A 12018-nucleotide genomic window follows, 5' to 3' on the forward strand; every position below is an offset into this window, starting at 1 on the left:
CGCTCAGGACGGCGCTGGCCGACGCTCAGGACGGCGCTGGCCGACGCTCAGGACGGCGCTGGCCGACGCTCAGGACGGCGCTGGCCGACGCTCAGGACGGCGCTGGCCGACGCTCAGGACGGCGCTGGCCGACGCTCAGGTCGGCGTCGCCGCGGCTGAGGCCGTCCTGACCGGCGGCTCGGGTGCGGCGGCGGGCTTCAGGGCTGGCGGGCCGCCTGCAGCACCGGCTCCAGCGAGTTCACGACCCGGGTCGCGCCCGCGCCCCTGAGTGCCTTCTCCTTGCGCTCGTTACGCGCGTAGCCGAGGAAGGGCACGCCCGCCTCCCGGGCTGCCAGGAAGTCCGAGGGGGTGTCGCCGATCATCAGGGCGGTGTCGGGCGCGGAGCCCATGGCGCGCAGGGCGCGGTTCAGACAGTGCGGGTGCGGCTTGAGGTGACGCAGCTCCTGCGTGCGGCCGTAGATGTGGGGGGCGAAGCAGGAGGTGAGGCCGCGGGTGTCGAGGTAGGTGTCGACCACCCGCGGGGAGTTGTTCGTGGTGATCGCCAGGCGCAGGCCACGGGCCCTCAGCGTGCGTATCAGGGGGTCCGCGTAGGGCGTGGGCATCGCCTTGGACGTGGCCTTCAGCTCCTCCTGGGTGAGGCGTTCCTCCAGCTCCGTGACCAGGTCGCTGCCCTGGTGCCGGCGGTCCACCGCGCGCAGCACGACGTGCGGGTCGAGCGACTCCCGCTCGGACTCCGTGAGCAGGCCGTGCAGGCCCCGGCCTTCGAGCCACCGCACCAGCCCCTCGGCCACGCTCTCCGCCGAGTGACCGGCGAAGAGGCGACAGATGGGCCCGTCGAAGTCCCACAGGACGACCCGCGCCTGCCTGATCACTTCCCGCAGATCCGCCGCCTCGGTCTCGGTGACGGGGGGCGCGGGAAGCGCCTGTTGAGTCTGCTGCGTATCAGAGGTCACTAGGAGAGTGTCAGGTCCGTGGTGATGGTTTCCCAGAGGGCGTCGAACCACTTCTGGGATTCCTCCACGAACGCGGCGTCGCGCTGACCGGCTGCCTTCTCGAAGGAGAAGAGGAGGGACTCGGTGCCCAGCACGTCGTACATGTCGAGCGTTCCGGTCTCGGTGGGCTCCTCCCGGCGCGCGATCGTGTAGTACGCGATCAGCGCCTCCCGGCCGTTGAGGAGGTACAGCTTCATCGGCGGGGTGAACGGCAGCGCGCGGAAGGTGACGTTGACCTCGATGCCGTGCGTGCGCAGGGTCTGGAGGTTGTGGCGCAGCACCTGCCCCTGGGCGTTGCGCATCGACAGCCAGCGCTGGTGGACGGGGTCGTCCTCGCTGCGGCCGTCGACCGGGACCGGGAAGGCGAGGGCGATGTTCCGGGACGGCAGCAGGATCCGGAAGTCGATCTTCCGGGGGCGGGCCTCGCCCCCGTGGACCAGGCGCAGGGGCTCGCTCAGGGCCAGCAGCAGGCTCTCGGCGGTGAGACAGGCCGCGTCGACGCGTACGTCGGCGGCGGCGAAGGCCGCGGTGAGCCGGGGGGCCAGGCTGACCATCGTGGGCTGGGGCTCGTCGCGCCCCGGGGCCGGCGGTTGCGCGACCCGGGGCGGGCTGCCCTTGCTCACGTTGCTGAGGAGCCCGTCGTTCTGCAGTTCGCGCAGGGCCTGGCGCACGGCGCCGCGTTCCACGCCGAACTCGTCGGCGAGCTCGGCCTGGGTGGGCAGGCGGTCACCGGCCTTGAGCTCCCCGGCGCGGATGCGTTCGCGCAGGGCGTCGGCGATCTGCTGGGGCGTGACGCTTCTGCTGCCGTTCACTGCCACGTTCTCCTGAGTCACGACCAAACGTTACAACTTCCACCCATCTGACGGGAGTTGCTTGAAAGTTGTTTAGCTGTTGCTGCCAAGTGGGGACAACATAGTTGTAGTTGGTTGCCAACTTTATCAAGTTGGCGGAAGGTTTGCTTCCCGCTCCCCACCTCCGAAGGGGGGAACCACCCATGCCCGTCCTCGTCCTCCTCTGCGCCGCCTTCGTCGTCGGCGTCGAGCAGACCATCCAGTGGAAGTACGGCACCGCCGGCGCCGTCGGTCTGCTCCTGCTCAGCGTCGGCATCAAGGCCAAGAGCCCCGTGATCAGCTCTGTCGGGGCCGTGATCCTCGCCCTCCTCGCCAGCGGGCCGGCCGTCAGCTCGTGAGCACCAGCTCCGAACTGATCGTCTCCCACAGCGCGTTGAACCACAGGCGGGACTGTTCCACGAACGTCGTGTCACGCGGTCCGGCTCCCTGTTCAAAGGCGAACAGCACCGACCGCGTGCCCTCGGCGTCGTACATCTCCAGGTGCTCCTGGTCGATCGTCTGCTCGCCCCGCTTCACCGTGTAGTAGGCGAACAGCGCTTCCGTCCCGTTGAGGAGGTACAGCTTGACGGGCGGGGTGAACGGCAGTGCGCGGAAGGTGACGTGCACGTCGATGCCGTGCGTGGAGCGCAGGGTGAGCAGGTTGTGCCGCAACACCTGACCCTGGGCGTTGCGATGGGCCAGCCAGCGGCGTTGCAGCCGCCCGGTGGCCGAGGTGTCCACCGGTACCGGGAAGGCGAGGTCGATGTCCCGGGACGGCAGCAGGACACGGACGTCGATCTTGGCCGGTTTCAGTCGCCCCGCGTGGATCTGACGCAGGGGTTCACCGAGCGCGGCGGTCAGCGAGACCGCTGTCAGACACAGAGCGTCGACCCTGACGTGCTCGGCCGCGAAGGCCTCGGTGATACGGGGCGGAAGCCCGACCATCGCGGGCTGCGGCGCGGCGCCGGAACCGACCGGGGGGACGAGCGCGCCCGGCCGCACGGCGACCGTCGCCGGGCTTCCCTTCGAGACGTTGGTGAGAAGCTGCTCGGACTGCAGAATGCGAAGCGCCTGGCGTACGGCACCCCGCTCGACGCCGAACTCGTCCGCCAACTTGGCCTGGGTGGGCATGCGCTGGCCCGGCCGCAGCACCCCGGTTCTGATCCGGGTGCGCAGCTCGTCGGCCACCTCGCGGTGTGACCGCTGCGGCCGCTCCGCCCCCCTCCGTGCAGTGACGGAGGCAATTTCCGGCTCCACGTCCGCACAGTACAACTTCCCGCCATCTTTGGGCAGTTCAAAGAGAGATGGTTATAGGACGCTTCCAAACGGACATAAGTACAGTGAAGTTGGTCACCAACTTCAACGACATGGTCAAGCTTCCAGACGGTTGGCCGGTCGGACTCCCTTCCGGAGGGGAGCCGGGAGCCCGAACAGCCGACACCGACGTACAGCCACAACTGAACATCCCGCACAGCCACAACTTCAGAGCGACCGCACAGCCACAACTGAACAGCTACGGATACACGAACAACACGTACATCCAGATCACGGACACTCGCTCGAAAGGAACCGTCAGAACATGTCCGGGCACCATGGACGCCCGGACGCGCGCAGCAGGGCGTCGGCCTTTCGGGCGGCGCCCTCTCGTTCTTCCCGGAGCCGGCCCAGCGCCGCCAGCCGTCCCGCCGACTCGTCGCCCAGCCACAGCGTCGCCAGCTCGGCGACGTCCAGGGTGAGGTCGGCGCTGCGGGTGGTCGGCGTGCAGGAGGCGCCGTCGGGGGTCGCGTCCAGCAGGAAGCGGCCGTCGGCCAGGCCGGCCCGGTCCACCACCTCCAGCACCAACGTGCCCGCCGCGTCGTACGTACGCGTCTCGAGGGCCCGTACGACGTCCAGGATCCGCACCCACAGCCAGTCCGCCTGGGTGGTGACGCGCGCCGCACGCGGGTCGGGCAGGTAGAGGGGAACCAGGTCGTCGGGGCCACGCCACCCCGTCTTCACCCGCGTGATCCAGTCGATGGAGCACAGGTAGTTCCACAGGGCGCGCTCCGCGGCCGGGTTCACGGCGATCAGCCAGTGCGCCTTCGCCGTGTTCACCGGCTGCTTGCCGTCACTCCACTCGTCGTCCGTCTCGTACGAGACCAGACCCTCCACCGTGCCGTCCGCCGCGCGGTACACCGCGAAGAAGGGCTCGGTCCAGGAGTCGTCGTACTGCCGCAGCAGCCCGGTCTGCGCCGTCCACCAGTGCTCGTCCCGGCTGACCGCGCCGGGCTGGGCGCGCCGCAGCCGCTCGTGCAGCTCGGGGCCGACCTTGCGGACCTCCTCGCCGTCCACGAGGTCGATACGGCCGCCGTCGCCGGGGACCGGCCGGCGTGGGTCGAAGCCGGCGCGCGGCACGTCGATCGTCCACTCGGTCATCGTGGTGGCCGGGCCGAAGCCGTACCGCCCGTAGATCCGGTACTCGGCGGCGATCAGGGTGGCGACGACGTCCCCGCGTTCCTTCGCGGCCGTGAGGTCGTCGTTCATCAGGCGGGTGAGGAGGCCGCGGCGGCGATGGGTGGCCACGACGGAGACGTTGGAGATGGCGTCGGCGGGGACGGGGGCGCCGCCCACCGCGGTGAGCTCCTGCGGGAACGAGCGGAACGTCGCCACGCACCTGCCCTCGTCGAAGGCGCCCGAGGTGCGGGAGTCCACGGTGGCCGTCCGGCGGTCGGCCACGGCTCGGTCGGTGACGGTGGGTGGGCGCAGGAAGCCGGTGCGCAGGGCGCGTATCCAGTCGGGGAGCTCGGCGTCGGTGATGAGGCGTACGTCGGTCATGAGGCCACGGTAGGCAGGTGGTGGGTGAGTGTGCGGGGATTTTTTTCCGCCCCCGCCGCCCCTGCCCGTCCCGTCCCTGGGGGCTGCGCCCCCGGACGGGCTGGAGCGCTCACACCAAGAGGTCCTCCACCTGGGCCTCGCCCTCCCGGTATCGCCTGCTGATCTCCGCGCCCGATTCGTCGGCCGTTCGCTGGAGGTGCTGGCGGCGGCTGGAGACCTGCTGTTCGTAGCGGATCAGGCGGGCCATCGCCTCGTGCAGCTCCGGGTCGGTGCGCGCGTCGAGGTCGGAGAGCTCGACGTCGGCGAGCATGTCGGCGGCCAGCCGACGGTACTCCTCGCTGTGCGGGGTGCCCAGCGTGACGTGCCGGGCCGAGGAGCGGTGCCGGGCCGGGGCGTCGGTGAGGATCTCCGGCAGCCGGTCGACCACGGAGGCCGCACCCGTCGGAGACCGCCTGGCCAGCTCCGCGCGCAGGATGTCGATGCGGCCCTGGAGCAGCCGTCGTACGTAGCTCAGGTCGGCCTCGTCGCGCTGGGCGTCCCGGCGCAGGGTGCGCACTTCGGGCAGGCTCAGCCGGGCCAGGTCGGGCTCCGATGGTTGTGCGGGCAGCACGGGGCTGTCGCTGCGCTGTGCCGGCGGCCTGTGGGTAGCAGGCCGCCCGGTACTCGGTGTGCTCATGTGCCTCTACCGTCCCCTCGACCGGCGTGTGGTGGAAGCATCGTGCCACCCCAAGTCGCCGCGATGTGACCGAGACCCCCCGAACGGCCCAGACAGGGGCTTAAGGATCAAAAATGGGCCCCCTTCGAGTGCGCGCCGGGGACCCTGCATCATGGTCCGCATGCGAGCGGTGGTGCAGAGAGTGGACGGCGCGAGCGTCGTCGTGGACGGCGAGACGGTCGGGGAGATCGACGGCGAGGGCCTGTGCGTCCTGGTCGGGGTCACCCACGAGGACACCAAGGAGAAGGCGGCCCAGCTCGCCCGCAAACTCTTCTCGATCCGCATGCTGCAGGACGAGAAGTCGTGCAGCGACATCGACGCCCCACTGCTGGTGATCAGCCAGTTCACGCTCTACGGGGACGCCCGCAAGGGCCGTCGCCCCACCTGGAACGCGGCCGCCCCCGGCGAGATCGCCGAGCCCCTCGTCGACGAGGTCGTCGCCCAGCTGCGCGCCCTGGGCGCGACGGTGGCCACGGGCCGGTTCGGGGCGCGGATGCGCGTGTCACTGACGAACGACGGCCCGTTCACCGTCCTGATCGAGATGTAGCGAGCGGGATGCGGCGAGCCGGCGGACCGGGCTCGCAGGGCAATACAACTAGGGCCTGTCCGGCGGATCAAGTCGCAGGAAAGCAGCGGTGCCTGATCGATGCAGGTGAGCGGGGGATGGTGCGTCCACCTGCAAGGCGGAGGAGGGCGTCGACGCGATGGGGGTCCCCCCGCTCGAGCGCAGCCGAGAGTGGGGGAGTCGGCAACCGACGACAACGCCGGTGGGGGCACCTCCCGCTCGAGCGAAGCCGAGAGTGGGGAAGGGCGTGCCATCCCCCGCGTCTGCGGCATGATCCGCCGGACAGGCCCTAGGGTTCGACGACGACTTCCTGGGCCGCCGCCGTCGTGCCGGCCAGCAGCGGGGCATCCACCGGAACGTTGCGCTTCACCAGGGCCAGGGCCACCGGGCCCAGCTCGTGGTGGCGGGCGGACGTGGTGATGAAGCCGATCTTGCGGCCGTCGGGGTCCTCGTCGGCGACCCGGAGCTCGGTGCCGGCGACCGGAAGGTGCACCTCGCTGCCGTCGAGATGCAGGAAGACCAGGCGCCGGGGCGGCTTGCCCAGGTTCTGCACCCGGGCGACGGTCTCCTGCCCCCGGTAGCAGCCCTTCTGCAGATGCACCGCCGAGCCGATCCAGCCCAGCTCGTGCGGGATGGTGCGGTGGTCGGTCTCGAAGCCGAGGCGCGGACGGTGCTGCTCGACGCGCAGCGCCTCCAGGGCGAGGATCCCGACCGGCGGACCGGCCTGGCCGGCGTACGACTCCAGGTCGACGCGGGGGAGGAAGAGGTCGCGGCCGTAGGCGGTCTCGCGGACGACGACGCCGGGCGGGACCGGCACGATGGACCCTGCCGGGAGGTGGACGACCGCGAAGTCCGCCGTCCGGTCGGCGACCTCGACCCGGTAGAAGAACTTCATCGACTCCAGGTACGCGATCAGTGCGTCCTGGGTGCCGGGCTCGACGTGCGCCCAGACCGTCTCCCCGTCGTCCACCAGGTAGAGCGCGTGCTCGATGTGGCCGTGCGCGGAGAGGATCAGCGCCTCGGTGGCCTGGCCTACGGGCAGGTCGGTGACGTGCTGGGTGAGCAGCAGGTGCAGCCAGCTCAGCCGGTCGTCGCCGGTGACGGCGACGACCCCGCGGTGCGAGAGGTCGACGAAACCGGTGCCGTCGGCGAGGGCACGCTGCTCGCGGAACAGGTCGCCGTAGTGACCGGCGACGCCTTCGTCCACACCCTCGGCGGGGACGGCGCCGGGCAGGGACAGCAGAGGGCTCTTCATACGCCTAAGCCTACGACTCGGTAGTTGAAGCCTTGAGGGAGCAGTCCTTGCAGCGGCCGAAGATCGCGAAGTGCTTCATGTCGGTCTCGAAGCCGAACGTCCCCCGCAGCTTGGCCGTGAACTCGGCGGCCACCTGGACGTCCGCCTCGATGACGTTCTGGCAGTCCCGGCAGACCAGATGGAGGTGGTGGTGCCGGTCGGCCAGGTGATAGGTAGGCGCGCCGTGCCCCAGGTGGGCGTGGCTGACCAGCCCGAGCTCCTCAAGCAGCTCCAGGGTCCGGTACACGGTGGAAATGTTGACCCCCGACGCCGTCCTCCTCACTTCCACGAGGATGTCGTCGGGGGTCGCGTGCTCCAGGGTGTCCACGGCTTCGAGCACGAGTTGCCGCTGCGGCGTCAGCCGGTAGCCACGCTGCCGCAGATCGCTCTTCCAGTCGGTGCTTCCAGTGTTCACCACACCGAAGAGTCTAGGACCGTCCAGGACTACTTGAAGAAGGCGATTCCGTCGTCCGGCATGTCGTCCGGGAGGGCCTTCGCCCAGCGTTCGACGTCTTCCGGGGTGACGACCTTCTTCAGGTGGGCCGACATGTAGGGGCGCAGCTCGACCTCGGGGGTCTGCTTCTCGCCGACCCACATGAGGTCGCTCTTGACGTAGCCGTACAGCCGCTTGCCGCCGGTGTAGGGGCCGGAGGCGGCCGTGCGGGCCACCGCGTCCGTGACCAGGTCGATCTGCGGCTTCTTGGCGGCCAGGTCGCCGTACCAGATCTCGACCACGCCGTCGTCGCGGACCATGGTCACCTCGACCTTGCGGTCGGCGTCGACGCGCCAGAAGCCGGACTCCGACTCCAGGGGCCGGACCTTGTTGCCGTCGTTGTCCAGGACCCAGGTGTGGGAGTGGTACTCCAGGAAGTCCCGGCCGTCGTGACCGAAGGCGACCTCCTGCCCGAAGTTGCACTTCTGCGAACCGGGGAAGTCGTGGACGCCCGCGCCCGCCCAGGTGCCCAGCAGAAAGGCGAGGGGGACGAGGTCCTTGTGGAGGTCGGACGGAATCTCGATCATGAGTGGCAGTTCCTCGGGGTGGATCAGCGCTGGCCCTGGTACAGCTTCTTCACGGTCAGACCGGCGAAGGCGAGAACACCGACGCAGACCAGGACCAGCAGGGTTTCGAAGAAGATCTCCACGGGGTGCTCCTCGGATGAGCGTGTCGGTTCCGTACGTACAACAAGGCCGGGCCCCAGCTTACGCGGCCGGGAACCGGCCCTCCTTGTGAGGTACACCCTCGCGGTGGTCGCGGGGTTGGCCGGCGGGGTGGGTCGGCGGGGTCAGTCCAGCAGCTGGCTCTGCAGGGCGACGGTCTGCTGGAAGGGGATGGCCGCCGCGGCCCCCTTGCGGGACTGCAGGACGACGGCGACGACGTCGCCCGCGCGGAGGTAGGCCTGCCGGAGGTGCTCCGCGCCGTACGGCTTCACCTCGTTGTAGACGTAGCGCGTGACGTCCGGGAGGTCGGCCTCGGTCGGGTACGTCTCGTCGAACTCCGTCTCGGCGGCGCCGCGGGCCGGGTGCACGGGAGCCGCGAACGAGGTGAGCTCGCCGTACACGTGTTCGGCCACCGTCCCCGTGCCGAACTGCAGCAGGTAGATGCCGGTGCGGGTGCCGTCCGCGGTGGTCCAGCCCCGGGCCGCGATGTGCCGCAGGCCGTTGTCGGTGAGCAGCCGGGCGACCTGGTCGCGGTCGTCCTTCGCCTCGAACACCGTCAGGAAGTCCTTCGTCGGCAGCCAGCCGTCGGCGCCGCGCAGCGCCTTGTCGTCCGTGCCGCCTTCGGGCCCGGGCAGCAGCAGGCCGCGCAGGTCCGCGTAGTGGGCGGCGGCCCAGTTCCCCTTGCTGAAGGGGCCGGGGCTGCCGGAGGGCAGCGGCGGCCGGGTGATCTCCGGGTAGGCCCAGCGGCCGTCCGACTCGGTGGCGAGCCCGGGCAGGTCCGTGCGCTCCATGCGCGTGATCCCGTACGCCGTCCCCGCCCCGAGCGCGGCGAACACCGTGACGACGGCGGTCCAACGCAGCACGGCACGCAGGACCCGACGGTCCTTGGGAGGGGCGGGGGGCGAGTCGGGGGCCGCCTCGGGGAGAGTCCCGGGGGCGGCCTCGGGGGTCGCCCCAGGGGTCGCCTCGGGGGACCGGTCGGGGGCGTCGTCCGTCGACTGCGGGGCCTCCGGCTGGGGCTCCTGCCGGGCCTCCGGCTGGTCCTCCGGCTGGGGCAGCAGTTGCGGGTGCTCGGTGGTCATACGGCCTGTCCCGGGTCGTCGATGCGGTCGAGTTGCGCGGCGAAGAACTTGGCGACGAACGTGCCGTCGATCGGGTCGGGGGCCTCCGAGGTGACGCTGACCAGGACGTCTCCCACAGCGGCGATGCAGAGCCCGAGGGCCAGGTCCTCGTCCTCGCCCTTGGGCGTCACAAAGCACTGGGCGTCCGGGTGGCCCTTGATCTTCGGCCCCTTCCGGAAGACGTCCGTGGCGGCGAGGAAGCCGCTGAAGGTCTTCGCCGACTGATGTACGGCGGTCCGGTTCTCCTGCCGGGACAACGTGACGTCGAAGGTGATCGCGTCCGTGGTGTTGTAGTCCGGCCGGCCGACGACGTAGCTGCGCATCGCCATGCCCTTGATGCGCTCCTTGTCGATCTCCTTCTCCAGCTTCCGGCGCGAGGCGCTGGGCAGGTTCTTGATCGACTCCTTGCGCAGGGCGATGGCCTGCGGCCCGCTGAACTCGGAGTCCGGGCCGAACTCGTCGAGATCGGGGCCGCGTTGGTAGCCGTCGGTGCCGAAGGGCAGCATCAGGCCGCTCAGCCCGGACCCCGCCGCACCGGCCTTCTTCCCGGCCTTGTCGTCGCCCTCGGCGGCCGCGGCCGGGAACTTCCAGGTGGGCTTGCCGGAGGCGCGGTCGGCGTCCTGGACGGTCACGACGGTGTACCCGACACCGCCGACGACCGCGCAGGCCAGCAGCACGGAGCCGGCCACGGCGACGACCCGACCGGCCCGACGGGCACCACGTGCCTTGGGAGCGGCGGGCTCCACGACGACGGCCTCGGCGGCCTCGGCGGCCTCGGGCTTGTCAACGCCCTCGGGGTTCTCAGTACTCTCGCTCACAGCTTCCCCACCTGCCGCTGGGCCAGGTCCATGATCTTCGCCTTGGAGATCGGCTTGGTGTCGCTGACGTAGATCGCCATGTAGATGTCCCCCCGCCAGGCGTGCGCCTCGGCCGTGTACACCCCGAGGTAGCCCTTCGCGCCCTCCGGGGTGTCGTGCACGTACGCCATCCCGTTGCCGTCCCCGGTGCCGGGGACGGGCCAGCTGCGGGTGTCGTCCTGCTCCTCGGCCCAGTGGCGGCCGTTCTCGGCCCACTCGGTCGCCGCCGGCTTACTCTCCTGGCGGAACTGCACGAGCTGGATCTTGACGAAGTACGACTCCCCCACCCGCCAGGCGGAGGTGGCCGCGCGCCGGAACTCGTCGTCCACGAGGTTGTCGAACGTCGTGGCCGGCCGGTTGTACCCCTCCGCGAACCGTGCCAGGTCCTCCCAGCCGTCGCCGCCCCTCGCGAGCGGGCTGTCCTTCGCTCCCTTTGGTCGCTCGACCAGCAGCTTGCGCAGGTCGCCGTCCGTCCTGACCCGCCGGTCCTGCGCCGCCGACAGCGGCTCGACCTCGCCCTTGGCCTGTCCGACGACGGGCTGGGAGAGCGGCGGCAGTGCGGTGGGCGCGCGGCCGGCCTGGATCAGGTAACCGGTGCAGGCGCCGGCGACGATGCCGAGCACGGCGGCTCCGGCGATCATCAGCGTCGTACGGCCTCGGGGTCGGGGACCGGGGCGAGGGCTGGACGGTTCAGCCCCTTCGACCCTTTCCGGACCTTCCACAACATCCCCCTCAGAAGTGTGAAGCGCGCGTTCCGCGACGCGCTTCACCGGAGACTCATGGTCAACACCGGCAGTTGTAAGGGAGTTGATTACGATTCAGCCATGTCGAAGAAGCTCGTGATCAAGGTGACGGCGGGGGCCGATGCCCCCGAGCGGTGCTCTCAGGCGTTCACAGTGGCGGCGGTGGCCGTGGCCAGCGGGGTCGAGGTCTCCCTGTGGCTGACCGGGGAGTCCTCCTGGTTCGCGCTGCCGGGGCGGGCCGCCGAGTTCGAGCTTCCGCACGCGGCCCCGCTGCCCGACCTGATCGACTCGATCCTCGCGGGCGGCCGCCTCACCCTGTGCACCCAGTGCGCGGCCCGCCGGGACATCACGGAGAAGGACGTCATCGAGGGCGTACGGATCGCGGGCGCACAGGTGTTCGTACAGGAGGCGCTGGGAGACGAGACGCAGGCCCTCGTGTACTAGGCCCTGTCGTCAAATTCCCGTCGTCCGCCCGGAGGGCGGGCCTCGCGGCGTCAGGTGTGTGCTCTCGGCGTGCCGGGCGCAGGCCCCCGTACTGGTTGTACGTGGGTCTGCGCCCGGTGCGGCGAGAGTGCGTGATGGCGTCGCGAGGCAGGCGGGAATTTGACGACAGGGCCTAGGGCCTGTCCTGGGGGCGGCGTTTCTTGCCGTCCAGCTCGTCCCACCACTCGTCGGACTTGGGGTCGCCCGAGGGGTCGTCCCACCAGCGGTCCTCGGGCCCTCGCCGGTTGGCGATCACCGCGGCGACCGGCGGGATGACCATGGCCACCACACACATCCCGACGGCCACGGGGATCGACCAGATGCGCACGACTCCCCAGGCCAGGACGAACAACCCGATGCAGGTCCCCATCATGGCGAAGTAGACGTGCCGACGGCGGGCGTACATACCTCCAGGGTAGGCCTGTACACGCCGGAAGGGCCGTACC

Annotated in this window: 15 protein-coding genes; 3 read left to right on the forward strand and 12 right to left on the reverse strand. The window is 70.5% G+C overall.

All coding sequences use genetic code 11. The annotated features are described in order from the left end of the window. Window positions 1-197: 197 nt before the first annotated feature. Together ACIBTS_RS39310 and ACIBTS_RS39315 are read right to left on the reverse strand one after the other, a co-directional pair. Complete coding sequence (locus ACIBTS_RS39310; protein ID WP_399325440.1) at window positions 198-953, reverse strand: HAD family hydrolase; 756 nt, start codon at window positions 951-953, stop codon at window positions 198-200. Then, complete coding sequence (locus tag ACIBTS_RS39315; protein ID WP_399325441.1) at window positions 953-1831, reverse strand: GntR family transcriptional regulator; 879 nt, start codon at window positions 1829-1831, stop codon at window positions 953-955. Before ACIBTS_RS39315 ends, ACIBTS_RS39310 begins: the two co-directional genes overlap by 1 nt. Window positions 1832-1986: 155 nt before the next feature. Here ACIBTS_RS39315 and ACIBTS_RS39320 point away from each other — a divergent pair, with 155 nt between their 5' ends. Further along, window positions 1987-2181 (forward strand): hypothetical protein, encoded by a 195-nt coding sequence (locus ACIBTS_RS39320; RefSeq protein WP_319340575.1) that lies wholly within the window; start codon window positions 1987-1989, stop codon window positions 2179-2181. On the opposite strand, the gene ACIBTS_RS39325 is transcribed toward ACIBTS_RS39320, so the two are convergent. The 3 genes from ACIBTS_RS39325 to ACIBTS_RS39335 all read right to left on the reverse strand — a co-directional run bounded on the left by ACIBTS_RS39325 (window position 2171) and on the right by ACIBTS_RS39335 (window position 5312). Next, on the reverse strand, window positions 2171-3079 hold the full coding sequence (locus ACIBTS_RS39325; RefSeq protein ID WP_399325442.1) for a winged helix-turn-helix domain-containing protein: 909 nt from the start codon (window positions 3077-3079) through the stop codon (window positions 2171-2173). The two genes, ACIBTS_RS39320 and ACIBTS_RS39325, sit on opposite strands and share 11 nt — an antisense overlap. 315 nt (window positions 3080-3394) lie before the next feature. Beyond that, a complete protein-coding gene (locus tag ACIBTS_RS39330) occupies window positions 3395-4636 on the reverse strand; it encodes a GNAT family N-acetyltransferase (RefSeq protein WP_399325443.1) in 1242 nt (413 codons plus the stop codon). Window positions 4637-4745: 109 nt separating this feature from the next. Next, window positions 4746-5312 carry an aerial mycelium formation protein gene (locus ACIBTS_RS39335; RefSeq protein ID WP_319677426.1) on the reverse strand — a complete coding sequence of 189 codons (567 nt, stop codon included), beginning with the start codon at window positions 5310-5312 and terminating at the stop codon, window positions 4746-4748. A gap of 160 nt (window positions 5313-5472) precedes the next feature. Here ACIBTS_RS39335 and dtd point away from each other — a divergent pair, with 160 nt between their 5' ends. Further along, a complete protein-coding gene (gene dtd, locus ACIBTS_RS39340) occupies window positions 5473-5898 on the forward strand; it encodes a D-aminoacyl-tRNA deacylase (RefSeq protein ID WP_079664962.1) in 426 nt (141 codons plus the stop codon). Between the two features lie 307 nt (window positions 5899-6205). Here the strand turns inward: dtd and ACIBTS_RS39345 are convergent, their stop codons facing one another. The 6 genes from ACIBTS_RS39345 to ACIBTS_RS39370 all read right to left on the reverse strand — a co-directional run bounded on the left by ACIBTS_RS39345 (window position 6206) and on the right by ACIBTS_RS39370 (window position 10987). Then, window positions 6206-7171: a YgfZ/GcvT domain-containing protein gene (locus ACIBTS_RS39345; protein ID WP_399325444.1), complete on the reverse strand. Its 966-nt coding sequence runs from the start codon at window positions 7169-7171 to the stop codon at window positions 6206-6208. Between the two features lie 10 nt (window positions 7172-7181). Further along, window positions 7182-7628 carry a Fur family transcriptional regulator gene (locus ACIBTS_RS39350; RefSeq protein ID WP_173877724.1) on the reverse strand — a complete coding sequence of 149 codons (447 nt, stop codon included), beginning with the start codon at window positions 7626-7628 and terminating at the stop codon, window positions 7182-7184. A 26-nt stretch (window positions 7629-7654) separates the two neighbouring features. Next, complete coding sequence (locus tag ACIBTS_RS39355) at window positions 7655-8230, reverse strand: FABP family protein (RefSeq protein ID WP_399325445.1); 576 nt, start codon at window positions 8228-8230, stop codon at window positions 7655-7657. A 263-nt stretch (window positions 8231-8493) separates the two neighbouring features. Then, window positions 8494-9450: a hypothetical protein gene (locus ACIBTS_RS39360; protein WP_399325446.1), complete on the reverse strand. Its 957-nt coding sequence runs from the start codon at window positions 9448-9450 to the stop codon at window positions 8494-8496. Then, a complete protein-coding gene (locus ACIBTS_RS39365) occupies window positions 9447-10307 on the reverse strand; it encodes a hypothetical protein (protein WP_399325447.1) in 861 nt (286 codons plus the stop codon). The genes ACIBTS_RS39360 and ACIBTS_RS39365 overlap by 4 nt, the downstream gene beginning before the upstream one ends. Beyond that, a complete protein-coding gene (locus tag ACIBTS_RS39370) occupies window positions 10304-10987 on the reverse strand; it encodes a hypothetical protein (RefSeq protein WP_399325448.1) in 684 nt (227 codons plus the stop codon). The genes ACIBTS_RS39365 and ACIBTS_RS39370 overlap by 4 nt, the downstream gene beginning before the upstream one ends. A 183-nt stretch (window positions 10988-11170) precedes the next feature. On the opposite strand from ACIBTS_RS39370, the gene ACIBTS_RS39375 reads away from it, so the two are divergent. Next, window positions 11171-11533: a DsrE family protein gene (locus tag ACIBTS_RS39375; RefSeq protein ID WP_319673103.1), complete on the forward strand. Its 363-nt coding sequence runs from the start codon at window positions 11171-11173 to the stop codon at window positions 11531-11533. Between the two features lie 172 nt (window positions 11534-11705). Here ACIBTS_RS39375 and ACIBTS_RS39380 read toward each other — a convergent pair whose 3' ends face one another. Continuing rightward, window positions 11706-11978, reverse strand: coding sequence for a DUF3099 domain-containing protein (locus tag ACIBTS_RS39380; RefSeq protein ID WP_319673104.1), 273 nt, complete (start codon window positions 11976-11978; stop codon window positions 11706-11708). Between the last annotated feature and the right edge of the window lie 40 nt (window positions 11979-12018).

Origin of the sequence: Streptomyces sp. NPDC050121, assembly GCF_044460385.1 — a bacterium.
GTDB classification, from domain to species: Bacteria; Actinomycetota; Actinomycetes; order Streptomycetales; family Streptomycetaceae; genus Streptomyces; species Streptomyces soliscabiei.